The sequence below is a fragment of the Microcoleus sp. BROC3 genome, from assembly GCF_036702515.1.
Lineage (GTDB): Bacteria > Cyanobacteriota > Cyanobacteriia > Cyanobacteriales > Microcoleaceae > Microcoleus.
Genome location: NZ_JAUBTQ010000033.1, coordinates 48,440 through 70,320, shown reverse-complemented (window position 1 = coordinate 70,320; position 21,881 = coordinate 48,440). Strand labels below are relative to the sequence as shown.

Here is a 21,881-nt window from a genome sequence, read left to right as displayed (position 1 = left end):
TTGATAGTCCATCAATCGATTTTAGATTTTAGATTTTAGATTTTAGATTAAAGAATTGAAGAAAGCGACCCCACCGATCGAGCCGGGGACTTGCGATGGGGAGCGAGGAGGTTGTTTCTCGCTCCACGGATGAATCCGGGGGCCCGAACTATCTTCCTTGATTGTCAGAGCAGGAGCGATCGCCCCAGAGAGCAGCTTTTAACTCCTGCTACCATTGCGGACTTTGATTTTTTGAGGGGCGATTTTATAGTAGAAGGAAGAAGGAAGAAGCAATAAAGGCAAGGGTTTGAGCAATTCAAAACCTCATCGTCATCAGGCGTGGTTGCTATAAATGCTGAGATTACTTTAGTCGCGGAGCAAGTGTACGTTCTGCTCCCAATTAACACCGTCAAAGGGTAGCATCTGAAAGTGTTCGATGGCATCTGAGTCAAGACAGCGGACGTTGACATCGAAATGATCGGGATGCGATCGGGGGCGATAGAACGAGTGAATGCCGCAAATTCGGCAGAAAGTATGTTGAGCAGTTCCTGTATTAAATGTATAGGTTGTCAAAACATCTTCGCCGCTGAGCAAGGTAAAACGTTCCGGCGGGACAATGAGGTGCAAAAATCCTTTCTTTTTACAGATAGAGCAGTTGCAATCCGATGCTTCGTGTTGGTCAACGGCGACACGGAAGCGGACAGCTCCGCAGCGTGTGCCGCCAAAGTAGGTAACAAGTGTTGCGTCCATGTGTGATTGCTGGCGATCGCATGAATGAACTTACCATTTAAATGATAAAGCTAGTTTCTTCCCCAAGAGCCGCTTGCCAACTGCGGACATCATAGTATAAGTCTTCGAGGGAAATACTGTACAGCGCTTCGGCAAGTTTTTTGTGCAATCGGTTCCACAAACTGAATGTTACCCAGTCCTCTGCTTGCGTCGCGTCGGGAAAATGTCGAGGTAAAGGTTCAATAGTTTCACCTACAGCCTCTAAGATTTGTCCTAAAGAGATTTGAGCGGGCATGCGGGCTAATTGATATCCTCCTTGGGAACCCCGAACAGATTGGACTAAACCGGCTCGTCGCATTTCAATCAGCAATTTTTCTAGATACGGAGCAGGTAACTCCTGTCGCTTCGCTATCGATTTCACCGATGTCGGGCCGTAGCGAGGTTGCAAACTTAGATCCAGTAATGCTTTGACACTGTAGTGTCCGCGTGTGGTTAACTTCATGGGATTTTAAGAGCGGGGCAAATATTCAGCTAGCTGATAGCTGATAGCTTATGCTACCGAGTTTAGAGATTGCTCGCACCGGCTGCAGCTACTCCTCAAGAAAGACTGCAGGTTGTTAAAAATATTTAGATAATAGTGGTTAACAATTGAGCCGATCGGTGTAATATGGTTTTACGACCAGCTATAAAGCTAAAGTTTCTTGGTCAAACCAAAAACCAACCGAGAAAAAATCCGTACACCAGTTGAATATTTCAGGACTCAGTAAATGGCTAAAAAGAAAAATATCGAACCCCTTGAAGGCGAAGATCTGATCAAAAAGGTCAAAGACCTAGAGAACCTTACCAAGGAAGAAAAAGCTAGAGCCTGTGGCTACTACACCGTTACCAAGAACGGCGTAGAACGGGTCAACATGATGAAATTCCTGAATGCGCTGATTGATGCAGAAGGCATTCAGCTAGACGGGAAGCAAAACGGCAATGGACGCGGCGGACGCTCTGCCAGCTATCGGATTAGCGTTCAATCTAACGGCAACTTACTGATTGGAGCTGCCTACACCAAACAGATGGAACTCCAGCCTGGAGATGAATTTGAAATCTCTCTGGGACGCAAGCACATTCACCTGCGCCAAATCGATCGAGAAGAAGAAGTAGCCTAGGCCTTTACCACTTGCATTGACTTCTTGCTTGAACTTGTTGCTTGAACTGGTTGGTTTGACTTCAAGCATTGACTGCAAGCAGAGAGTTGGCTCTGAAATCTTTCTGTGAGCCTAAAACAGTATGGCTTCTATAGATGGCAATGGCTCGACAAAAGCCACTGCCACCACTTTATATTTTCCGAGAATACCTATTCTCGCCCCTCGCTATATCCGTTTGGACAAGCGGGGGATTTTCCGCGTAGCTGTTAAAGAGAAGTTCGGCAACGGATGGTGTACCGGATGTAACGGATGTAATGCATGGATGTTCACCAAGGGATTGTATAGCGGATTTAACGGATGAATGTTGAGTTTCGATGGTCGAGGTTCCAGGCAAGAAGCAGGTTACGTTGAGCTACGAAACCGAACAAAGCAAGAAAATGGCGGAGGTATTCTCAGCCAAGAGTGCGTAATACCAGTTAAAAAAAAATGCAACTGTCGGCAAGCTCCAAAGCACGAGCTTCCTCATTCATCCCCAATTATTTAATCTAAAATCTAAAATCTAAAATTGTATAATTCTTGTGCTTGCTGCTGATTTGTGTCTGTGTGGGAGGGGTTTTGAGGACAAGGAAACACCTCGATCGCCCCTAAGTGAAATTACAGGCTGGAACAGTTAAAGTGTTAGGGAGCAATTAGTCACCTACCTATGCCGTTGCCGGGATTGGCGAGCAAAACTTCTCAACACCAAACAGAAATCCTCCTGCGTCGCCTTCTAGTAGCCTCTTTTGTCCTGCAAATCGTCGCAGCAGTTGGGATTGTCGGGTATCTGTCTTTTCGCAACGGAGAAAGAGCAGTCCAAGAGCTCGCCCAGAAATTGATCGCGGAGACGGGGAAGAGAGTTGAAGAAAAGCTGACTTCTTTTCTCGAACCTATCCACTGGGTAAATCAACTTAATGCTGAAGCGATCGACCGTGCTGAATTAAACTTACAGTTAGAAAGGCTCCAGCCTCGGGGAGACAAGTTCCTCTGGCAGCAAATGCGATCGTTTAAAAGCATTGAGTGGATTTCCCTCGGTGCTGAAAAATCAGGAGAATTTCTCGGCATTTGGCGCAACCCTCACGACAACAGCTTGCAAATTGTCGCAGCTAACGAGTCTACCAACTCTCAGCAAATTTACTTCGCTACAGACAAAAGAGGCACTCGCACGGCCAAATTAAACGCAGAAGCGGGAACCTGCGATGCCCGCCTGCGCCCCTGGTACAAAGAAGCTGTCGCAGGTAACAAACCTATTTGGACGAGCATTTATCCGGGTTTTAATCCCGGGACTGTTTTTATTGCTGCCAGCCAACCGATTCGCGATCGAAATGGTAAATTGCTGGGAGTTAGTGCCGTAGACTTTTCGCTCTCGGAGCTTCAACACTATCTCCATCGCATCAAGCTTAGCAAAACGGGACAAATTTTCGCGATCGAACGATCGCGCTTGCTGGTTGCCAGTTAGACTCAAGAATCACCCTTTAGAAAGATGTCGGGAAAGCAGCAAGCGCTATTAACTGAATATTTTAGAGAGCCAAACTCCCGTCCTTCGCACCGCAACCGAGTATTTGTACGATCGCTTCGGGGGCTGTGGCGAGATTAAGCAGCAGCAGCAACTGAAATTTAGCCGAGACGGGCAAGAATATTTTGTGGAAGTGCTGCTGTTTTGGGATAGTTACGGTTAAACTGGCTGATGGCGATCGCAGTTTCCGCATCCGATTTCATCGCGGAAATTAACACAAATACCCGCCCTAGAATTTTAGTTTGTGTGGCGGCGCTGCTGCTATCGACAATTGCCGGATTGCTGACAGCTAGGTGGGTAACGCTACCGCTGCGGCTCAACGAAGCAGGTAAAGATATCGCCCCCAGAAAGTTCGATCGCGCTTTTGCTGTCAGTAGGCTCGATCGAGTCGGCGAATTAGCGCAGTCTTTCAACGAGATGGCACCTCAACTGAAAAAGTTTTTTCCAGCTTTGGCAGAAAGTGAAGCAAAATTTGCCCAACTGGTAGAAAATTTGCCGGTGGGAGTATCCGCGATGATTCCGGGCGGCGCATTTATTTTCATGAATGCGGCGGGAGAGCAAATAGTGGGTAGGGGATAAATGCCCGATGCTAGCGCCGAAGAGCTACCACAAGCCGATCGAACTTATATAAATTAGCGAACACTGTTCCCGGAGAAGTTTGCATAAGCTAATCCGCATTTAAATTGCATGGTAAAAGAAACTTTCACTCTTGTGGGGAGTAGGGGTTGGGCAAGAAATCCCGCCCTCAACATACAACAATTTAAATGCAGTACAGCTTACCCTATAAACTTGCTGTCGGGTGCGCAAGGCGCAACTAATGACTAATGACTAATGACTGATGAATGATGACTAATCTTTATCTTTTCTGAGTTGTTTGTGTTGAGAAAAAACTCGACAGTTATTGAGGTCAATAAACAACTGTTCTTCTTCATGCTTGTCTGACATATTCACTAAATTATACTGAACATTTTCTCCATAAATCGTTAGAGCAATTTGGCTAACTTCTAAAAAATTAATCAGCCACTGACATTCAGTATCCGAGTTATCTTGATAGTATTGAATTAATCGAGCACAACAAAGTTCAAAGTAGGTTCGGGAATGCGGTGAAATCAAAATTATTTTGAGAATTATAATTGCTAGTGTTAAAGGACTTAGTTGACTGGCGAACATTATAAATAAGGCTGTTGGTTCCCCGGAATTTTCCACAGTCAAACATTTGATTAGATAATTGCAAGTTCTGAGATGCAGGCCGCTCTTCAAAATTTCTCCGTTATTTTCGGGATGAAAAATCTCTAAAATATTAATTATTTGTGATTGGTAAATATCAGTACGAAAAAAATTACCTTGGTAATCAAATAAATACTTAATCAGATATTCCTTAAACTGCTTGTAGGTAATATTTTGACTCTGACTAAGAAAAATATTTGCTAAGCTGCGATAGCTGAAGGCTCCTCGATTGACTAAAATTAGTTTGATTAAACGCAGGGCTTCATCTCCTAAAAGTGTGGGATTATGATAGTTTTTTAATTGGGATGCGGCAGACTGAGAGCGAGAGGTATACATTGCTAGGTCAAACTTGTACTTTTCTTTGAGCTGCTGCGACAATAGTCTGGCAGTTTGGCGTTCTTCGGGGGCGTTGTTAGCATCTAGATATTGAGCGGCTAGCAAATAAGGCTGATAGCGAGAAGTCCAGTGATTTTGTAGCGGCTGGTAGTCCGCGTACTTTAATACAAATAACTTGAGGTCTTCATAGTCTTTGCTGCTGAGAAAATTGGTCAGCCACACTCTCAGTATTTTGAGACAATTGTCCGGGTGGGGTTCGCTAAAGGTTCTCTCGCTAATAATTTTAATTAAGTCGCGTGCAAGTTGGTATTGTCTCTGAGTGATCCAGTTATTTAATAAGATGTAACAGCAGCGTTTAAATAAGTTGTTAAATTCTAGTTGACTGTCAAATTCAATTATTGTTTGTAAAGCTTGAATGAATTTGGGGTTTGCTGGAGCAATCAGGTGGATAAATATTTTTTTAAATTGCTGCAAAACTACTTCGGCTGTCGAGTTTTTGATGTGATATATAAAAAATTTGTAAATGATATCTTGAGATGCTGAAACAGTCAGCTCAGAATTGTTTAATTGAGCGGTTGGTTGAGGCGCGAGCGCGTCGGGCAATATATGGTTTGTGAGAGCAGGCAGAACTTTTGACTCTGTGGTTTCGGATTGAGAGGAAAAGTGCTGAGATGGCATAGCGTCCTCGCTCAGATAATCGATCAACTATTATAGTTACGATCCTTGCTTTTTAGCTAATAATTTAGTGTTTGACTTGACTTTTGTCCAGCTACAGTTAACCCCCCCCCGATCGCCCTTTTGGTAAGGAGAAATCGAGGGGGTTAACTATTATTTGTCAAGTATCTGAGGATATCAAGCAGGGTTCGCTTCGGCTCGTCTTTGTAGCAGGCGGGCAATTTCAGCTTTTTCTACAAGTCCGACGAGGACACCGTTTTCGCGAATGACGGGGAGTTCTTGTACTTTTAGCTGTTCCAGAAGGGTGACGACTTCGAGGAGGGATAATTCTGGTTTGACGGTGGTGGAAAATTCGATCGGCTTCAGGAGTTCTTTCACTAAAACTTGGGGCCAAGTTCCGGTAGGAATGGTTTTGAGGTCGTCAAGGTCGATCGCCCCTACCAATTGTCCGGCATCATCTGTTGCCAGGAACCGACGCCAGGTATGAGCGCTACCGATAACGTAATTGTTGGCAAATTCTCTGAGAGACAAGTCTTGGGAGACGATCGGACTTTCGGGAGTCACAGCATCTGCGGCTGTCAGGCCTGCCAGTTGATTTTGGACTGTGGCATATTGGGCAGATTGACCGGCATTTTGCAGTAAGAACCAACCGATTACTAGATTCCAAATATTGCCGAATATGCCTGTAGCAATGGCAATCCAACCAATTATTTGACCGACGCGGCTAGCAAAAATTACACCTTTGTAAGGGTTGCCAGTAATCTTCCAGACGATCGCTTTGAGGATGTTGCCGCCGTCGAGGGGCAAACCGGGAATTAAGTTAAATAAGGCTAGAACTAAGTTGATGGAAGCTAAAAGTCCGACGATGGCCGCGGCGGGGCCTGTGAGACCAGCACCGATGCCTATTGCTGTTAACAAACCGGATAAAAATAAGCTCACCAACGGGCCTGCAATTGCTACCCAAAATGCTTCGGCTGGGGTTTTGGATTCTCTTTCTAAATTAGCCAGTCCGCCAAACAGAAATAGCGAAATCGATTTCACGCCAATTCCCTGTTTAATGGCTACCCAACTGTGTCCTAATTCGTGGGCTAAGACGGAAGCAAATAACAGTAACGCTGTGAATAATCCCAGCATCCAGGGCGCTACGGGGCCCAATGTGGGAAACAGGGCAGCTAATGCGCCGCCGTACTGCCAGGTTACTAAACCCAGAACTAAAAACCAAGATGCGTTGACAAAGAAGGGAATCCCAAACAGGTTGCCGACGCGAAATGTACCGTTCATAATGGCTACCTCTGATTTTACGAATGAGAGGTTTTTCTCTCTGTCTCCTTATCGTAACGAAAGGTAACGGCGATGTTAATGCTTCAATTAGGGTGTTATCCGTCTGTGGAGGTTCGGTTTGCGGAATAATTACCGCCGGCTGCGGTTGGGGCCGCCAGGGGTTAAAAATCCCTATCTCAAAACGGAAGTTGTCGCTATGAGGCTTGAGGAGGATATTTGTTTTAGTTTTCTGTTTTAATTTTCAATGGGTTTTAACTCACATCTTGCACCTCTGTCATGAACAGGCAAGATGCCTGTTCCACAAAAATTAAATTTTATTGTGGGGTGGGCTTCTAGCCCGCCCATAAAAGCCTGATTGAGAATGGTGCAACCTATGAGTTTCAAGCAGATTTAGCTATAATGACTTACCCTAAGAATAGTTTAGGTGCTAATAATTATGCCAGAATCTTTTTTGCTCGGCCGGCTGCTGCTGCAATTCAACAGCGAAGCCGCTGATATTATTACAGACTTATCCGCTGTTGCTTTAACTCCTGATGGCCATTTGTGGCTGGGTTCCGATGAAACGACTTCAATCGAGCGTTTGTCGCCTGTCGCGCCTCATATTTTTGGAGAACATCAAAGATTTGCGATCGCAGATTTTATCGATCTACCTGGAGAATGCGAAATCGATATTGAAGGAATTGATTTCAGCAGCGATTATCTTTGGGTGGTGGGTTCTCACAGCACCAAACGCAAAAAAGCTAAAGGCAAAGACCCCGGCAAAGACATTGAAAGATTAGCACAAATCGTGACAGAGGTCAACCGCTATTTACTGGCGCGCATTCCTATGAAAGACGGGATTTTGTGCGAGTCAATTCCCGATTCAGACAATCCCGAAATTCAACTGACAGTGGGATGCCTGCAGCGGACAGAAACAGGCAATTTGCTGACAGACGCGCTCAAAGATGACACCCACCTCGGCTTGTATTTATCTGTGCCGATTCCGAGTAAAGAAAATGGCTTTGATATTGAAGGGTTGGCGGTGCGGGGCGATCGCATTTTCCTCGGTTTGCGGGGGCCGGTGCTGCGGGGTTGGGCGATAATTTTAGAAATAGAAGTTGAAGAGGCAGAAGCGGGAGTTTTAAGGCTTAAGGAAATTGGGAAAGGAGGGAAATTGTACAACAAACATTTTGTTGATTTGAACGGTTTGGGCGTGCGAGAATTGTGCTGGAACGGGGAAGATTTGATTGTTTTAGCGGGGCCGACGATGACTTTATCTGGGGCGATGAGGGTTTTTCGGTTAAAGGGGATTTTAGGGCGATCGGGCGACAGTATTACTGGGCAAGAGGGGGGAGATTTGGAGGTATTGTTTGACTTGCCTTTTAAGGTTAATACGGACAATGCTGAGGGATTGAGTCTGTTTCCCTATTTGGGGGAGGAGAATTCGCTGTTAGTGGTTTACGATTCGCCGGATGCGGGGAGAATGGTTGAGCAAAATGCTATTTTTGCGGATATTTTTAAATTAGGTTCGTAGTAGTAGGGTGCGTCATAACGGTAGATATTTGGGCTAATTAATCAGCCATGAACTGACGCACCATGCGATTATGAAGGTGCGTCAGATGTAATTTTTCCGAGAATTAATTAGACATTAACTGACGGAGCCTACAAGTGGGGTTAATTGTCTGCCGCATCCCTTCGCCGCTGGCTGTAGCGTTTCAATTCATCAATTAAGTGAGTATCGTTAGAAGCTGTTCTCGCGCCGGCTTCCGCCGCCCAGCGCTTCAAATCTTCAATTTGCGATCGCGCGATCGCAGCTAAAGGTACAGTATCCTCGATCGACCTCAAAATATCCTCCGTCATTAAATCCCGGCGCTGTCCGTTTACAAACGTTCCAAAGGCCCGATACAACCCATCTATTACGACTTGTTCAATTTCTGCACCGCTAAAATTCTCAGCGCGTTTCGCCAAAACTCCCAAATCAAACTCCCGCAATCTAGTTGGCCGCAGTCGCTGCAAATGCACTTTAAAGATATCTTGCCGTTCCGATTCTGAAGGCAAATTTAAAAAGAAAATTTCATCAAACCTGCCTTTTCTGAGCAACTCTGCCGGCAAAATCCTGACGTTATTTGCAGTTGCGACAATAAACACCGGACTGGTTTTTTCCTGCATCCAAGTAATCAAACTGCCGAATACCCGGCGCGAGGTTCCCGAATCGCCGTCGCTGCCGCTGATAATGTTGCCGAAGGCTTTATCTATTTCATCGATCCACAAAACGCAAGGTGCGATCGCCTCTGCTAATTGTATCATTTGCCTGACGCGGCTTTCGCTTTCCCCGACCACGCCGCCAAACAATCTCCCAGTATCCAAGCGTAGCAGCGGCAAACGCCATTCGCAAGCAATAGTTTTCGCAGATAAAGATTTGCCAGTTCCTTGAATTCCTACTAACAAAACTCCTTTCGGATTCGGTATACCGTAGCGGCGCGCTTCGTCAGTAAAAGCATCTTGCCGCATCTTTACCCACTGCTTCAAATTCTCCAATCCGCCCACACTTTTCAGGGATTCTCTGGAATTGAAAAACTCCAAAATTCCCGTTTGGCGAATTGCTTGCTGTTTCTCCTCCAAAACTCCGTCAATATCTGACTCGTTAATTTGCTGTTTTGCAGCCAAAGCTTTAGCTAAAACCCGCCCGATTCGAGCGCGGCTCAAACCCTGACAAGCTTTAACCAACTGTTCCCTTGCTAAACCGCTAACTTGCAACTGTTGCGGCTTTTCCACAACGTGGGAAATTAAACTGTCTATTTCTTGGACGTTGGGCAAAGGAAAATCAATTACTGTGACTTCTTCTTTCAATTCCTCCGGCACTTCCAGCGTGTGAGAAGTAAGAACTATCGTTTTTTTGCTGCGCTTCAATTCCCGCGTTAAATTCCGCAATTCCCGCACTACCGCCGCGCTTTTTTCGCTGTATGGATATTTCAAAACAGGGTGCAAATCCCGCAGTACAAATATCGTATATTCTTCAACAGCAGTTTTGCTGACGCGATCGAGCGCCGCCATTACCGAACCTTTCCCTGAACCGTTATCCTCCCAGCCGCGCACGAGATCCCAGAACAACACCCGGCGCGCGGGAGTTACTTGCAGCGCTACTTGGGCAATTACGGCTTCGACTGGTTCCTCCTCCGCGCCAACAATGTACAGCAGCGAATAGCGGGCGCGAATCATCAAATCTAGTCGCTTTACCAGTGCCTCGAAATGGTTATTTTTACTGCCATTGACGACATCTAATTCTTTGGGGTTTGGGTAATTTTCTGTCATTTTAGTGGATATTTTAGAGTAAAATTAAACTTTATTAAATATTTTTTGGGCAGTACGGACTTGAGTCTTTAAAAAAAATTAACCTAACTAAAGGTTTTCACTAAGGACTTGAGTCCTTAACAACTATTTAACCAGACTAAAGTCCGTACTGCAAACGTTAAAATTATAACAGAATAGTACGCAATTGACTACTTAGCAACTTTTCGAGCTTGTTTCACCATTTCAATGAGAGTGTGGTGAGCATCTTCGGCGTCTTTTAAAGTGCGATCGAAATTTACTCTGACAGGCACTGTTTCGTCGTTGACTTTAGCGGTTAAATCCATGCCGTTGGCATCAATAGCGAGCATTTGAGCTTCCGTTGCCTGCGGTTGGTCGCCAAATGCTTGAGCGTACAGCACGACAGCACTAGCGTGGTCTTCGTTCATGTGAGTGCAGATGCGATCGCTAATCTCAGTAGAAAACGGTTCTGACATGGGAGATTCCTCAGATGCAATATCGATCGATTGTACAGCGATCGGTACAAAGATTTCAACCGCGATTAATTGCCTCAAGAGTTATGAGTTATAAATAACTAAATTATATCTGCGTTAATCGGCGTTAATCGGCGGTTAAAGATTCAAATTATTCAACTAGAATGATCAAATATTACTTACTTAATATTGCCTAGTCACATGAACAACTCTAGCGCTTATCTCGAACTACTCAAAACATTTCCTCCCCGACCCATAACTGCTGACGAAGAATTAATTGCAACTCAAAAAGCGATGGATTCTCTGTTGGACAAAGGCGAACTGACTTCAGACGAACGCGACTATCTAAACGTACTTGGAACTCTGGTTTATGAATACGAGCAAACTTTAGAACCCATACCTGACATTTATGGGATAGAACTGTTAAAAGCTTTAATCGAAGAATTTTACCTGAGACAAAAAGACCTAGTTCGTATTTTTAAAACCGAGTCTATTGTCTCAGAGATACTCCATGAAAAGCGTCAACTTACAACTGAACACATAGAAAAACTTGCAGAGTTTTTCAGTGTCTCGCCGGCTGTTTTCTTTCCACTGCATCAAGTTGTTGGTAATGCTGTCTAAAATTGTTTGTAGTAAGAAATTTACTCCTTATTGACTAAAAGCTTTCATAGAGGACGCTCGTTCTCACTACAAACTGCACAGCCTAACTAAAAGATCGATCGTCAAACGGCAATTCATCAAACCGCGAATCAATATCAGCCTCAGAATTCGCAACAGGGGAATTAGCGCGAGATGCCGACGGCTTGACAGAATTCACCTGGGCTACTGATAACTTTGCCGCAGGTTCCGATTTCTGTAGGTTAACTAACGGTAACTCCCCGCCATTTTCTCCATTTTTGCTCGTTTGATTCCACATCATCATTCCCAGCAAACCATCAACCAAACCGCCGCCGCTACCGTTGCCTGTTACCGCAACATCGGGCACAACTCGCACGTTGCGATCGCCGATAATTTGCATTAACTGCAAAGCCGTATAACCGGAACCACCCAAAGCCACAACACCCGCGCGATAAGCTTCAGCTTGAGCATTTCCCTTCACCCGAATCGACTCAGCTTCGCCTTGAGCTTGTTTCACCTGAGAATTCGCTTTCAACTCAGAAATCTTCACGCCTTGTTCCGATTTCACCATCTCTTGCTGAATCTCAGCCAGCGCCGTTTCCCGCACCAATTGTTGCCGCTGAGTTTGTGCTAATTGCTGCACCTCATAAGTCTTGCACTGTTCCTCAGCAATTTTGCGGTCGGTTTGAGTTTGCATCAACTCTGCAGGCGGCAATATATCCCCGATTAAAGTATCAATTGCCTGCACGTCGTAGGTACGCAAAGCTGCTTTGATATACTCGGCGGCTTCCGCTTGCCTGCCGCTTCTTGCCGAGAGAAAATCTAATACAGAATAAGCTTGAGCCGAGTTGCGGAAATAATTGCCAATTGTCGGCTGCAAAACGTGGTCTACTAAATTCTGCATCGAACCGACGCGAGAGATAACTTTCGGAGCATCCAAAGCGCCGACGTGAATAATCTGAGCTACTTCTAAATCAAAGGCAAAACCGTCTTGAGAACGCACTGTTAAAGATGAAAGTTGAGAATCGTAACTGTGCCGTTCTGTTTTGCTAGACCAATTCAAAACAATATTTGTAGTCGGCACTAACTCTACTTTCAAAATGCGAGTATTCAGCGGATGTTTGCCGGGATAAAGAGGAGTCACCCACACCCCTTTGTTGCCGACATTTACTAAATTTCCGTGAGTGAAAGCAGCACCGCTCACATCTTCCGAGGTTTGGCCGACATAGGAAATAACCGCGCCGACATAGCCGATCGGGATTTCGGTCATCGCCACTTGGTCAACCCCGACAAACCAAGGATTTAAGTTCCACGAACCGGAAAGCAAAACCTGTTCCTGCAAACCGCGCCGCCCGCCGGCGGTGATAAATTTTTGCGCGTTTTGGAAGTTGTCGTGATTCGGGATAATCGGGCCGGCAATTTCGCCATCTTGAATCGGAACGCCGTCAAAAGTTGTGACAATTCCTACTTTATCTGGGGCAATTCTGTACAGCTTTAATTGTTCGGCTGTCATCCCGTGTTTGGCAGCATTAGCCGCTGTAATTACTGTAAATAAGGCTGTATTAATTCGATAGCTACCACCAGTCAAGATGCCGAGTTGTCTACCTTTTTCGCCGCCGCCTTTGAGGAATTGGCGAGCATCTTGAAAATTATCACATTCTGTGATTTTGCCTAGGATGCGCTGGGGTGGAATTGACTGACCACCTGCGGCGATAATTAAAGCAATTTCGCCTTGGGGAACTACAGTCAGAGACTCTTTGCGAACGTTGTACTGCAAAGGCCAATAACCCCAGTGCCAACCGGGGGGCAAAGTATCAGCTTGATATCCAGCTTCTCCGTTTAAGGCAATTAAATCTCCGGGCGGTAAAGACTTGCCGCCGAAGCTAAACTTTTTACTGACAATTCCGACTTCCCGATCGCCAATTACTACCAATCCGCCAAAAAATAATGGCAGCACCAGAATAATTATCATACCGCCGATCGCGATCGGGATAAATCCGCCCGGATCGAGCTGCATTGTCTGCACGGGAACAGTGCTGCGCAACTGCCCTAGCTGCAAGCTAGAATCAGGTTTTGCGGCTAGCTGAGTCGAGGTTTGATTTGCGGGGGGGATATTGCTAGCTGCTAATACCGGCGAGGGTTTCAAACTGGTTATTGCACTGAGGGCTAAAGACGCCGAAACAGCCGCTGCAAACTGTTTTAAAATGCGGACTTTGACTTGAGACTTGGACAAAAATGAATAAAGCATTTTTTTGATGAGGGCTAATTTGTCCTAGGAGTTCCACCTTAGCCTTACTAAAAAGTTTTTACATAAAACTTAAGGTCTTATTTATCATTATTTGCGGTCATAATAGTCATATTTATCAGTAAAAAAAATACCGCTCATTAAACTACAGGCTGACAATCCCCCGTTTTAATGCGGAAATCGCTGCCTGCGTGCGATCGCTAACTCCCATCTTGCTCAAAATATTGTTGATGTGAAACTTGACGGTGCTTTCGCTGATGTGCAAAACCTCACTAATCTCGCTGTTGCTTTTACCCCCGACTATGAGGCGGATGACTTCTAATTCGCGATCGCTCAATTCAGGGCCACTCAGGCGATCGGCTAACTTAACACCCACTGCCAGCGGAATGTACTTTTTACCCTCAAAAACCGCCCGAATTGCTGCTAAAAGCTCCTCTGGTTCTGCATCCTTCAGCAGATAGCCCTTAGCGCCTGCTTGCAATCCGCGATAGATGTTTTCATCGCCGTCATAAGTCGTCAGCACCACAATCCGGGCGCTGGGAAACTCCGCACAAATCGCAGCAATGGCGGCGACTCCATCCATCACCGGCATCCGCCAATCCATCAGCGTTACATCGGGCTGATGTTGGCGAAACATTGTCACAGCTTCTTCGCCGTTGCTTGCTTGCGCCACAACTTTAATATCTGATTCGTGCTCCAGCAGCGCCACTAAACCTTGCCGCACAATATAATGATCGTCGGCAATTAAAACGCGAATAATATTTGATTGGTTAATCATGTTTACCCTGTTAATTTTATTTTAAAAAAAATGAAGCTCTCACTACAAATTTACTATGTAGGGTGCGAAATGTGCACCTTACTTTACTGGCAATTAACTGAAACTATAACTTCTGTTCCGTTTCCGGGGCGGCTGTTTACTGTTAGCTGCGCGTTAATGCGATCGGCGCGTTCTCTCATTCCCAATAAACCAAAGCCATTCCTAAAACCTATACTTTCCGTATCAAAGCCCTGTCCGTTGTCTTGCACCCGCAAAATAAACTTGGATATTTCGTAAACCAACTCAATTTGTATCGCCGTAGCTTTGGCATATTTGAAAGCATTTGTTAATGCTTCCTGCCCGATCCGCAACAGATTATTTTCTACCTCTAATGGTAGGGAATATGCCGTGCCAACCACTTCAAAAATAGTGCGCGTATCAGTATCTGATGACATTTGTTTAGCAATTTGGTTGAGAGCGCTATACAAATCGCCATCTTCTAACAGTTGCGGGCGCAAAGATTCTACGGATCGCCGCGCTTCAGCAAGACCAGAGCGAGCCAGTTCGCAGACTGTTTTCATGTATACTTGTGCTTGTTCTGGATTGGCTGATATTACCCGTTCAGCAGCTCCCAAATGTATGATAATGCCTGCAAAAGTTTGCGCTAAAGTGTCGTGAATTTCCCGCGCCATGCGGTTGCGCTCTTCTAGAATATTTTGGTCTATGAGTTGTTTAGACATTTTTCTCAGACGCAATTGATTTTCAACGCGCACTAAAACTTCTTGTTGTTGAAAAGGTTTTGTAATATAGTCTATTCCGCCCATAGAAAATGCTTTAACCTTATCGAAAACTTCTTGCAAAGCGCTGATAAAAATTATGGGGATATCTTGAGTTTTTGGAGTAGCTTTGAGCTGCTCGCAGACTTCGTAGCCATCCATGTGAGGCATCATAATATCCAGTAAAATTAAGTCTGGTAAGTTGGCATTGATAAAGTTTAGAGCTAATTTCCCACTGGGAGCTAGGTGAACTTTATACCCAGCGACAGATAATATGCCACTTAAAAGTTTTAAGTTCTCAGGACAATCATCAATAACTAAAATACTTTCCTGACGGGTAAAACAGAGGTTTTTGTTCATGTCTCATCCCTTAATGTGTGTATTAAATTGAGCAACTGTTCGTACTGAAAATTTTTAATGCAAGCTGCGCTCGCCCTAGCTAAGGGCTGATTGATTTCGCGAATTTGACTGATGACTGTTTGCATCTGTTCCACATCCAGGTTGCTAATGGCTTGCTGGAGATTGGCTACTAACTCAGGAGGCAATTCCGAAAAAGCGGTTTTTGTCAATACTTTTACTTCATTTTCTGTGAAACTAGGGGCAGCATTGAGTTCCTCAAAAACGAATTGCACCCCGATATATTTGTGCAGAACATCAAATATGTTTGCTTCTCTAAATGGTTTGCGAATAAAATCATCGCAGCCGATAGAAAGAACCATAGCTTTCTCTTCCTCAAAACTACTTGCTGTTATAGCAATAATTGCTGTCTGGGGTAGGCACGGGGGCACTACCCCTACAAAATCCTCGTTTTCAGTAGGGGCAATCCCCCTGTGGTTGCCCTCTTTAATTTGTTTGGTTGCTTCATACCCATCCATCACCGGCATCCGCATATCCATAAAGATTAAGTGCGGTGAATATTGCTCCCACTTTTCTATTGCTTCCATCCCATTTTTTGCTTCGTAAACTTCAAAACCGATCGCGGAAAGCAGTTTAACTAGCAGTTGGCGGTTGTCAAAAGCGTCGTCTGCAACGAGAATCCGATAGCGGGGTTGATTGGGCGCGATCGCAATAACTCGTCTGGTTGGCTGTTCCCGTTGGCGATCGGCACTTTCAACTGCATTAACTTTAATGTCAAATTTGAAAATAGTACCGCCTCTCGCACGAGAACTGACTGTCATTTCACCGCCCATTAACTGCACAAAAGAACGTGCGATCGTTAAACCTAATCCTGTTCCTTGTTGCGATTCTTCCCCCGTTTTGGTTTGCACAAAAGCTTCAAAAAGCTTGTCTAATTCACTAACATCTATTCCCGCTCCCGTGTCTTCAACCTCAAAGCAGATTTCCTGAGCAAAATCCTGCTTTTTAATTTTCACATAAATGCCGCCTTCGGAGGTAAATTTAATCGCGTTAGAAAGCAGGTTAATCAAGATTTGGCGCAATTTAATTTCATCTGTCCGCACATATTGGGGAACGTCTGGCATCCGCTCTACTAATAACTGTAATCCCTTATTTTCTGCAGGTAGTTGGAACATATTTTCGATGTCGTCCAGTAGGCGGTGGAGGTCAAAGTTTGTCGGGTTGAGCGTCGTGCGTCCCGCTTCTATTTTGGATAAATCTAATACTTGGTTAATCAGTTCAAGCAAATGTTCTCCGCTGCGGGTGATAATACTCAGGTGTTCTTGCTGTTCCTGCAATAGGTTAGAAGAACGATTCATTAATTGGGAAAAACCCAGAATTGCATTGAGGGGAGTCCGCAATTCGTGGCTCATATTTGCGAGGAATGTACTTTTTGCTCGGTTGGCTTGTTGTGCGGCGTCTTCAGCTCGTTGTCGCTCGATAATTTCCCGCTGGAGTTCGAGAGTGCGATCGCTCACTTGCTGTTCTAAAGTGCGGTTGTAATCCGCTAAAACTTTTTCGGCTTGTTTGCGATCGGTGATATCTTGAAATGTGGCGATCGCATAATTAATTTTACCAGTTTCATCCACAATTGGTGTACTGGAAACTTCCAAGGAAACAATCTTATCAGGTCGGTGGAACTCGATATCATCTACTTTGACCGTTTCACCCGTCAAAGAACGCACTATTGGCATTTGTGCGGTGGGATATAACTCGTTAGTTCCTGCTAAATAAGCTTGACCGATTTCGGCAAATTGAGCGGCATTTAATTCGGGTATATAATTGATGCCGCTGAGTTTGGAAGCTGTGGAATTTGCGTAGGAAATTTGTCCGGCGCTGTCAATTACTGTTACTCCAATCGGCATCGCATTAATAAATTGAGTAAGCAGATTTTCGCGTTCTTTTACTTCTGCATAAAGTTTAGCATTGGTAAGTGCGATCGCTGCTTGTCCCGATAACAATTGCAAAACTTCCAGGCGATCGGGAGTAAAAGCTTGTGCCGTAAGGTTATTTTCGAGATAAACAATAGCAGCCAGTTGACCTTGATTCATCAAAGCCGCACACAAAATAGACTTGGGCTGACGTGCTTTGATGTAAGAGTCATTCGTAAAGTTACCTTCACGAGTGGCATCATTTAACACTAAATTTTCTTTGGTTCGAGCGACATAATTGATAATAGCTTCGGAAAGTTCCGGGCAATTTTCAACAGGCTCAGATTGCAACACTGCTATCCGTTCATCATTAATTGTACCTTCAGCTTCAATCAGCAATTTACCCTGGGTTTCTAAAATTAAATATCCTTTTTGAGCGCCCAGATTTTCAATCAAATTTTTCATCAATCTGGAGAGTAATTTATCCTGTACAATTTCCCCAGCAATTGCCTCGGAAGCTTTCATGACTGTATCGATATCCAAGGAAAAACTAGAACGGCTGCCCGTAGTTGATGTAGTGGTTGAAATGTTTTTATTTGTAGGCCGATCGATCGTAAATAATTGCGGATATCGCATTTCTAAATCTTTTACTTTAGCCGCTGCCCCCCAAAGTTGATAGCAGTAACGAGCTTCCTGCATATAAGCTTTGGCTGTTAGTTCTTTCCCCCTGGATAAATAGAACTTGGCGGCGAGTTCGTAAGCGAGGGCGGCTTCGTGGATGTACTCGTTTTCTTTAGCGAGGGCAATGGCGCGATCGTAATAGTCGCTCGCTTCGAGAAATTGCCCCAAAAGTCGTGCTTTTTCAGCTTCCACTAGATAAAATTTATGCAAGTAATTCATTGGAGCGTGATGCGCCCATTTACACATTTTTTCTTGGTTGAGAGTCACTCGATCGAGCCAATTATTTTTATCGTCAATCGTTGTTCTCTCGCTCAATAATCTTAAATAAACTAAAGAATCATAAAAGTAAAATATCGGGACAGTAACTACTCCTGGATCGCCATTGATATACTGTTTTGCCATGTCTGCATTATGGGCGACTTGATAATTATCTTCAAATAAAAAACCTAAAATCAGTTTATTTAAATAAAGCAATAGCAACCCGTGAGTGTCATTATTTAAGAGATATATAGGTAGTGATTCATCCTCATTGTAAGCATCTCCTCTCAACTGAATAGTAGTGTTTGACTTAGCTTCTTGTAAATTGTGAACCACCTCTAAAAGCATAGAGAGGTAATTTAAGCCACTTGTTTGTCTGAATTTGCTAATAGTTTGACGGTAATTTACAATTTCCTCTTCTAGTTTTCCCAGTTCAAATCCCATTGCATAAGAATTAAAAGGTCGCTCGAATAAAACATAGCCAATAAATTCCACGTCTCCTGTATCAACCGCACTCTGATAAGCTTCTAATAACATCGCTCTAGTTTCTTTTAAATGCTTTTTCCAAGGGAGAATGTGATTGCCAATAGCATCTAAAACTTTAGCTTTGACTTCCTGAGCATTAAAGCGCTCTACTAACTTTAATGCCAATTGGGAAAAATGATAACCCAACTCAATATCTAAAACACTCGCACACAGTACAATGCCATATGTCGCATAAGCAAAAGCCGAAAAAATAGAATTTCCATATTCAAGCGATAAATTGACATTAACTAAAACCATTAATATCATTAAGTTGGGGTTAGCTATAGAGGTAGTCCCCATTAGTCTTGATAAAATCAATAAAGCGGCCAGAGGTTCGGGTCGTGTCATATCGGGCAAGTCAAGCAAGTCCTCTATTTTCCAGCCAGCCAAAAGAGATTTTGTTTCTTCAAATCCTTTTTCAACATCCCTCATGTCTGGGTTTTCTGGTAAATTTATTCCCAATAATTGTAGAAAAGACAAACCGATTTTTATGCCTTCTTGAAAGTTGCTTTGAGACAGCGCTGTTTGAATTTTAAGAGCGTAAATCTTTGCTTCATCGACCGCGATTTTAGCATTTTCCAGCACCAGGGCAGCTAAACTTTCCATCCGGTCGAAATCGCCCAAAATGTAAGCTAGCTCTGCGGCTTCTTGATGCAGTTGCAAGCTTAGCGGGTATTGCACCACCCAAGCGTTTTCTGCCAGCAATTTTAGCCCCGTTTGCAGATAGTTGAAAGCTGGCTGATAAGCAGCAGATGCCTTGGCTTTATTGCCAGCAATCAGATTTAACTCAGCCAGTTCATCTTTTTCGGAGCGATCGCTAATTAATGAGGCGGCGAAATTCAGTTGATTAACAATGTCAAATATTTTTTCCTCTCGCTGTTCGCCCGGAGTATTTTGCAACAGTATTTGCCCGATTTGTCTGTGGACGATCGGCTTATCTCGATCTGCAATTAGCGAATAAGCAGCTTGCTGAATTCTGTCATGAACAAATTTATATTCAAGCGATTGGCTGCTGGGTAATTTCCCGGCAATTTCTAATTCCACATCTCCCATATTTCCCAACACAACGACTAAATTTTCCGCCACGGCTGCATACAAATAATCCGCTGTTTCTCGCCGCGATTTTTGACTGATCGAAGCTAGGGTTTTGACATCAAATTGATTGCCTATGCAGGCTGCTATTTTTAACGTTTCCTGCGTATTATCCGGCAGTTGTTGAATCTTGCTAGACATCAATTCGACAACATTATCACTGAATCCCCGCCCTTGAATTTCCCCTACATCCCATTCCCATCTGACAGCGGTAAAGTCAAATTGTAACAACCCTTCCGTATAAAGCGCTTTGAGAAATTCATTCATAAAGAAAGGATTGCCACCAGTTTTCAACAGCACTAACTCAGCAAGGGCTGTGACTCTTTCCTCGCGGCAATTCAGCGCCTCGGAAATCAATTGAGTGACGGTGGCTAAATCCAAAGGTGACAGAAAAATGCGATCGACCTTGGCTCCATTTTGGATAGTTTCTTCCATTGTCAAGCTTAACGGATGAGCGGGAGAAACTTCGTTATCTCGATAAGCGCCAATTAGAAACAAACCAGGTTTCCTACCGCTCATTAACAGTTCGATTAACTTGAGAGAAGCGCCATCAGCCCACTGCAAATCGTCTATAAATACAGTCAGAGGATGTTCTGGTTTAATAAAGACTGTAATGAAATTCTGAAACACTAAATTAAAGCGATTTTGGCTCTCGCGCAACCCAACCTCTGGGACTGCTGGTTGCTTGCCTACGATCGATTCTAACTCAGGAATTACATCAATGATGATTTGACAGTTTATCCCTAAAGCTGTTAATAATTTTTGACGCCACTCTTGTAGCTGTACTTCACTTTCAGCTAACAATTGCTTGACTAATTCTCGCAGGGCACTAACAACAGCACTGTAGGGAGTATTCCGCTGATATTGGTCGAATTTGCCGGAAATGAAATAGCCGCGCTTTTGAGTAATCGGTTTGTATAGTTCTTGCACGATCGCGCTTTTGCCAATGCCAGAATAACCCGCAATCATAAACATTTGGCTTTGCTCGCAAGCTCGATCGAAAGCAGTTAAAATAGTTGCAATTTCTCGCTCCCTGCCGTAAAGTTTTTGCGGGATTTGAAACTTATATGAAATATCTTTACAAGCTAACGGAAAAAATGATATTGTATTATTGGTGTGCCATTGATTCAAGCATTCTTCTAAATCGGTTTTAATTCCCAAAGCACCTTGATAGCGTTCTTCAGCATTTTTCGCCATCAACTTCATTACCAGATCGGAAATAATTTGCGGAATTTCTGGATTAACCTCAGATGGAGATAAAGGCTGTTTGGCGATATGACTGTGTACTAATTCCAGCACATCATGAGTGTCAAAAGGCAGTTGATGCGTCAGAAGTTCGTAAAAGGTAGCGCCCAGGGAATAAAAATCAGTGCGGTAATCGAGACTGCGGTTCATTCTGCCGGTTTGTTCCGGCGACATATAAGCAAGAGTTCCTTCTAAAATGTTGGGATTTTTTATGGTGTAATTCTCCCGCGTCAACTGCGTGGAAATGCCAAAATCGATAATTTTGAGTTGTCCGTTAGCTGGATTGAAGACAATATTTGAAGGGTTAATGTCTTTGTGAATGATGTGGGCGCTGTGAATTTGTTGTAAACTTTCTGTAGTGGCGATCGCAATTCGCAAGAATTCTGCAATACTAAATTTTTGCTGCTGCATCCAAATTTTCAAAGATTCGCCGCCAAAATCCTCGACAAACATCACCAGCGTGTTTTGATATGGCTGCAAATCATAGGCTTTTATACAGCCACTCAGATTCAGAGATTGTGTAATTTTATACTCAGTGCGATAGCGGGCGAGTTCTTGGGGGGTGGGATAATTTTCTTTGAGGATTTTGAGGACAACGGGCTGATTGTCGGGCTGTCGCAATCCTCGGTAAACCAGAGAGTTTGCGCTTTCGTAGATGAGCTCTGTGATTTCAACGCCGGGAAGAGTCAGCATATTCATACCGCTGTCAACTGTGGCGTAGAACATAGCATAAATTTGCTC

The 21,881-nt window shown here is 44.1% G+C and carries 16 protein-coding genes; 5 read left to right on the top strand and 11 right to left on the bottom strand.

Going from position 1 to position 21,881, the window contains the following annotated elements; translation table 11 throughout:
• Window positions 1–345: 345 nt before the first annotated feature.
• Window positions 346–729, bottom strand: a complete 384-nt coding sequence (locus QUB30_RS20930; RefSeq protein ID WP_333337055.1) for a GFA family protein — start codon at window positions 727–729, stop codon at window positions 346–348.
• 37 nt (window positions 730–766) lie between these two features.
• Window positions 767–1,210: an Rrf2 family transcriptional regulator gene (locus tag QUB30_RS20925; protein WP_333041193.1), complete on the bottom strand. Its 444-nt coding sequence runs from the start codon at window positions 1,208–1,210 to the stop codon at window positions 767–769.
• 265 nt (window positions 1,211–1,475) lie between these two features.
• On the opposite strand from QUB30_RS20925, the gene QUB30_RS20920 reads away from it, so the two are divergent.
• Window positions 1,476–1,865 (top strand): AbrB family transcriptional regulator, encoded by a 390-nt coding sequence (locus QUB30_RS20920; RefSeq protein WP_333060228.1) that lies wholly within the window; start codon window positions 1,476–1,478, stop codon window positions 1,863–1,865.
• 682 nt (window positions 1,866–2,547) lie between these two features.
• Window positions 2,548–3,339 (top strand): cache domain-containing protein, encoded by a 792-nt coding sequence (locus QUB30_RS20915; RefSeq protein ID WP_333337054.1) that lies wholly within the window; start codon window positions 2,548–2,550, stop codon window positions 3,337–3,339.
• 61 nt (window positions 3,340–3,400) lie between these two features.
• Here the strand turns inward: QUB30_RS20915 and QUB30_RS20910 are convergent, their stop codons facing one another.
• Entirely contained in the window at window positions 3,401–3,589 is a 189-nt protein-coding gene (locus tag QUB30_RS20910; protein WP_333337052.1) for a hypothetical protein, read from the bottom strand.
• On the opposite strand from QUB30_RS20910, the gene QUB30_RS20905 reads away from it, so the two are divergent.
• The gene (locus QUB30_RS20905; RefSeq protein ID WP_333337050.1) at window positions 3,568–3,975 is read left to right on the top strand and encodes a hypothetical protein; all 408 of its coding nucleotides are present in this window, start codon (window positions 3,568–3,570) and stop codon (window positions 3,973–3,975) included. The genes QUB30_RS20910 and QUB30_RS20905 overlap by 22 nt on opposite strands.
• A gap of 270 nt (window positions 3,976–4,245) precedes the next feature.
• On the opposite strand, the gene QUB30_RS20900 is transcribed toward QUB30_RS20905, so the two are convergent.
• The gene (locus QUB30_RS20900) at window positions 4,246–5,637 is read right to left on the bottom strand and encodes a hypothetical protein (RefSeq protein WP_333337048.1); all 1,392 of its coding nucleotides are present in this window, start codon (window positions 5,635–5,637) and stop codon (window positions 4,246–4,248) included.
• Window positions 5,638–5,811: 174 nt separating this feature from the next.
• Complete coding sequence (locus QUB30_RS20895; RefSeq protein ID WP_333337046.1) at window positions 5,812–6,915, bottom strand: site-2 protease family protein; 1,104 nt, start codon at window positions 6,913–6,915, stop codon at window positions 5,812–5,814.
• 436 nt (window positions 6,916–7,351) lie between these two features.
• Here QUB30_RS20895 and QUB30_RS20890 point away from each other — a divergent pair, with 436 nt between their 5' ends.
• Window positions 7,352–8,428 carry a DUF3616 domain-containing protein gene (locus QUB30_RS20890; protein WP_333337044.1) on the top strand — a complete coding sequence of 359 codons (1,077 nt, stop codon included), beginning with the start codon at window positions 7,352–7,354 and terminating at the stop codon, window positions 8,426–8,428.
• Window positions 8,429–8,568: 140 nt separating this feature from the next.
• Here QUB30_RS20890 and QUB30_RS20885 read toward each other — a convergent pair whose 3' ends face one another.
• Complete coding sequence (locus tag QUB30_RS20885) at window positions 8,569–10,206, bottom strand: AAA family ATPase (protein ID WP_333337042.1); 1,638 nt, start codon at window positions 10,204–10,206, stop codon at window positions 8,569–8,571.
• A 188-nt stretch (window positions 10,207–10,394) separates the two neighbouring features.
• Window positions 10,395–10,757, bottom strand: coding sequence for a DUF2470 domain-containing protein (locus QUB30_RS20880; RefSeq protein WP_333337040.1), 363 nt, complete (start codon window positions 10,755–10,757; stop codon window positions 10,395–10,397).
• A 120-nt stretch (window positions 10,758–10,877) separates the two neighbouring features.
• Between QUB30_RS20880 and QUB30_RS20875 the strand changes: the two genes are divergently transcribed.
• Entirely contained in the window at window positions 10,878–11,297 is a 420-nt protein-coding gene (locus tag QUB30_RS20875; RefSeq protein WP_333337038.1) for a transcriptional regulator, read from the top strand.
• Window positions 11,298–11,379: 82 nt separating this feature from the next.
• Here QUB30_RS20875 and QUB30_RS20870 read toward each other — a convergent pair whose 3' ends face one another.
• The 4 genes from QUB30_RS20870 to QUB30_RS20855 form a co-directional block, all read right to left on the bottom strand.
• Entirely contained in the window at window positions 11,380–13,542 is a 2,163-nt protein-coding gene (locus tag QUB30_RS20870) for a flotillin family protein (protein WP_333337036.1), read from the bottom strand.
• 142 nt (window positions 13,543–13,684) lie between these two features.
• Entirely contained in the window at window positions 13,685–14,314 is a 630-nt protein-coding gene (locus QUB30_RS20865) for a response regulator transcription factor (RefSeq protein WP_333337088.1), read from the bottom strand.
• Window positions 14,315–14,400: 86 nt separating this feature from the next.
• Window positions 14,401–15,432 carry a response regulator gene (locus QUB30_RS20860; protein ID WP_333337034.1) on the bottom strand — a complete coding sequence of 344 codons (1,032 nt, stop codon included), beginning with the start codon at window positions 15,430–15,432 and terminating at the stop codon, window positions 14,401–14,403.
• The gene (locus QUB30_RS20855) at window positions 15,429–21,866 is read right to left on the bottom strand and encodes an AAA family ATPase (RefSeq protein WP_333337032.1); all 6,438 of its coding nucleotides are present in this window, start codon (window positions 21,864–21,866) and stop codon (window positions 15,429–15,431) included. Before QUB30_RS20855 ends, QUB30_RS20860 begins: the two co-directional genes overlap by 4 nt.
• Window positions 21,867–21,881 lie beyond the last annotated feature (15 nt).

Coding starts and splice junctions, on each gene's coding strand:
- QUB30_RS20930 (WP_333337055.1), bottom strand. CDS start 729: ATGGACGCAACACTTGTTACCTACTTTGGCGGCACACGCTGCGGAGCT.
- QUB30_RS20925 (WP_333041193.1), bottom strand. CDS start 1,210: ATGAAGTTAACCACACGCGGACACTACAGTGTCAAAGCATTACTGGAT.
- QUB30_RS20920 (WP_333060228.1), top strand. CDS start 1,476: ATGGCTAAAAAGAAAAATATCGAACCCCTTGAAGGCGAAGATCTGATC.
- QUB30_RS20915 (WP_333337054.1), top strand. CDS start 2,548: ATGCCGTTGCCGGGATTGGCGAGCAAAACTTCTCAACACCAAACAGAA.
- QUB30_RS20905 (WP_333337050.1), top strand. CDS start 3,568: ATGGCGATCGCAGTTTCCGCATCCGATTTCATCGCGGAAATTAACACA.
- QUB30_RS20910 (WP_333337052.1), bottom strand. CDS start 3,589: ATGCGGAAACTGCGATCGCCATCAGCCAGTTTAACCGTAACTATCCCA.
- QUB30_RS20900 (WP_333337048.1), bottom strand. CDS start 5,637: ATGCCATCTCAGCACTTTTCCTCTCAATCCGAAACCACAGAGTCAAAA.
- QUB30_RS20895 (WP_333337046.1), bottom strand. CDS start 6,915: ATGAACGGTACATTTCGCGTCGGCAACCTGTTTGGGATTCCCTTCTTT.
- QUB30_RS20890 (WP_333337044.1), top strand. CDS start 7,352: ATGCCAGAATCTTTTTTGCTCGGCCGGCTGCTGCTGCAATTCAACAGC.
- QUB30_RS20885 (WP_333337042.1), bottom strand. CDS start 10,206: ATGACAGAAAATTACCCAAACCCCAAAGAATTAGATGTCGTCAATGGC.
- QUB30_RS20875 (WP_333337038.1), top strand. CDS start 10,878: ATGAACAACTCTAGCGCTTATCTCGAACTACTCAAAACATTTCCTCCC.
- QUB30_RS20870 (WP_333337036.1), bottom strand. CDS start 13,542: ATGCTTTATTCATTTTTGTCCAAGTCTCAAGTCAAAGTCCGCATTTTA.
- QUB30_RS20860 (WP_333337034.1), bottom strand. CDS start 15,432: ATGAACAAAAACCTCTGTTTTACCCGTCAGGAAAGTATTTTAGTTATT.
- QUB30_RS20855 (WP_333337032.1), bottom strand. CDS start 21,866: ATGTTCTACGCCACAGTTGACAGCGGTATGAATATGCTGACTCTTCCC.